The 2,128-nt window shown below is 66.6% G+C and carries 2 protein-coding genes, 1 tRNA gene and 1 pseudogene; 1 reads left to right on the top strand and 3 read right to left on the bottom strand.

All coding sequences use genetic code 11. The features are described from left to right. Window positions 1–16: 16 nt before the first annotated feature. Window positions 17–93: transfer RNA gene (locus tag HCC78_RS32195), tRNA-Met, on the top strand. Here HCC78_RS32195 and HCC78_RS34325 read toward each other — a convergent pair. The 3 genes and pseudogenes from HCC78_RS34325 to HCC78_RS32205 all read right to left on the bottom strand — a co-directional run bounded on the left by HCC78_RS34325 (window position 50) and on the right by HCC78_RS32205 (window position 1,966). Beyond that, on the bottom strand, window positions 50–1,036 hold the full coding sequence (locus HCC78_RS34325; RefSeq protein ID WP_371743974.1) for a zinc ribbon domain-containing protein: 987 nt from the start codon (window positions 1,034–1,036) through the stop codon (window positions 50–52). The genes HCC78_RS32195 and HCC78_RS34325 overlap by 44 nt on opposite strands. Next, a pseudogene (locus HCC78_RS34330) lies at window positions 1,005–1,757 on the bottom strand (recombinase family protein); the annotation flags it as partial. The pseudogene HCC78_RS34330 and the gene HCC78_RS34325, both read right to left, overlap by 32 nt. Next, on the bottom strand, window positions 1,754–1,966 hold the full coding sequence (locus tag HCC78_RS32205; protein WP_172332765.1) for a hypothetical protein: 213 nt from the start codon (window positions 1,964–1,966) through the stop codon (window positions 1,754–1,756). The pseudogene HCC78_RS34330 and the gene HCC78_RS32205, both read right to left, overlap by 4 nt. Between the last annotated feature and the right edge of the window lie 162 nt (window positions 1,967–2,128).

The following is a 2,128-nucleotide window of genomic DNA, read 5'->3' on the forward strand; positions in this document are numbered from 1 at the left end:
GAACGGACAGAATTGGCGCGGGATGGAGCAGCCCGGTAGCTCGTCAGGCTCATAACCTGAAGGTCGCAGGTTCAAATCCTGCTCCCGCAACCAGCTGGAACGAACTCAGCGCGACAGCCGCAAACGGCCCGAGGGCCGCAAGCGCAGGCGCCGACTTCTCCAGCATCTCCCAAAGCTTCCCGATGATGCTGATCCCGTGGCGCTCCGCCGCCGGATCCCAGCGCACCTCGATCGCGTCGATAACCTCCCGCAATTCGTCTCCCGCAGGGCCGACGACGCTCTCTTCCGAGAGCGAGGCGACCAGATCCGTGACCATCGCCTGCCAGATCTGCGGCAATTCCGGCGGCAGCTCCACCTTTGCTGGCGTCGCCTCCTCGCGTTGCGCCCGCATCTCCTTCAGAATCCGGTCCAGCTCGTTCAGCCGCTCGATCAGCACCGGGCTGTGCACGCCGCTCTCGATCGCCTTCAGGATGCCCTCCTTCTTGCCGGCCTGCTCGTCGATCCGCTTGTCCAGCAGCCGCAGGTCGGCGGCGCGGTCCGCGGCTGTCGCGCTCTGATGCGCCGCGAAGGAGGCCGTGAACTTGCCGTAGGCTTCCGGGTGCATCAGCTGGCCGCGGATGCTGGACAGCACCAGCTCCTCGACCTCCGTCATCAGGACGCCGCGCTGGCCAACGCAGACCGCCGGACCCTTCTCCCGCGCATTCGCGCAGTAGTAGCGCTTCGCCCCGCCCTTCGGGTTGCCGCCGGCGAAGGTCATCTTGCCGTCGCAGATGCCGCAGCGGACCAGCCCCGACAGCAGGTGTTTCCGCCGCTTGTGGACCTGTGCCGCGGCGAGGCCGGACCCCTTGTCCGCCGCCTCCTTGCTGCGCGTCCTGGCCTGGCGGGCCTGCCGCGCCTTCACGGCATCCCAGAGCTCCTGCGGCACGATCCGCAGATCGGGCACTTCCGTGATCTCCCAGGCCGCCGGATCGTTCAGCCGCGACTCGCGCCGGGTTCCGCGAATAGCGCAGCCGGTTCCAGATCCGGCGCCCGACATAGAGCTCGTTGTTCAGGATGCCCGTGCCGCGCTCGCGGTTGCCGTTGATCGTGTTCTGCTTCCAGTGGCCGGGGCCCTTGCCCTTCCTCGGCCGCGGGGCAGGGATGTGCTCGGCATTCAGCGCGGCGGCGATCTTCAGCGGCGAGATCCCCTCGGCATATTCCCGGAAGATCCGGCGCACCACGATGGCCTCGTCCTCGTGGATCTGCATGCTGCCCTTTCCCTTCTGCCCGGCGGCATCGACCCCGGCATGATAGCCGTAGGACGGGCCGCCCGCGCTCTGTCCCTTCTCGATCCTGCCGATCAGCTCGCGCCGGGTCTTGAAGGCGAGCGCCTCAAGGAACACCGCCGCGATCGTCGAGTTCATCCCGACGCGGAGGGCGTCGAGGAAGCCCATCTCGAGCGCGTAGAGCCGCACATCGGCATGAACGGCCTCCTTGTATATCCGCGCGGTGTGCTCCTGGTCCCGCGACAGGCGGTCGAGGCTCTCGAAGACGATGATGTCGCAGCGGCGGCCGCGGATGTCTTCGACCAGCTGCTTCAGGCCGGTACGGTCGTCGCGCGACCCGGTGATGCCCGCGTCCGAGCGCTCCTCCACGATGGTCCAGCCCCGGGCTCTCGCCTTCCGGCGGCACATCGAAATCTGGTCGTCGACCGATTTCGGGTTCTGCAAGTCGCTGGAAAACCGCGCGTAGATGATGACGCGTTCCGGGTCTGTCATTCGGTTCTGCCTCTCCTGTCCGCGCGTGTGAATAGTCCACGCAGGTTAGCAATCTGTTCACCCCCGACGCAAATCCACCGGGAAATCCGCCGCGGAACAGGATATGCCGGTGGCACTGCGCCAGGACCGGCGTCCTTTGCCTCGCGCTCCTGCGCGAGCCTGCGGACGGCGGCTACTGCCAGAAGGTCGATCAGCTTGTCGAGGGTCATCGCGCTCTCCTTTCCGGTTGGGACACACGAAAACCGACCTCGGTCCGGATCGCGGTAGCTCGGCACGACTGAGCTTGCCCCCGGATGCCGGACTGGGAGTTAAATTACTTCCAGATAGAGGGACCCCACATGAGCAGACAGCCCCGCCGCCACTTCACTGCC

This window comes from Mangrovicoccus sp. HB161399, assembly GCF_013184745.1.
Taxonomy (GTDB): Bacteria; Pseudomonadota; Alphaproteobacteria; order Rhodobacterales; family Rhodobacteraceae; genus Mangrovicoccus.

Excerpts from the sequence above, each read along its gene's own strand:
- HCC78_RS34325 (WP_371743974.1), bottom strand. The coding sequence starts at position 1,036 with ATGTCGGGCGCCGGATCTGGAACCGGCTGCGCTATTCGCGGAACCCGG.
- HCC78_RS32205 (WP_172332765.1), bottom strand. The coding sequence starts at position 1,966 with ATGACCCTCGACAAGCTGATCGACCTTCTGGCAGTAGCCGCCGTCCGC.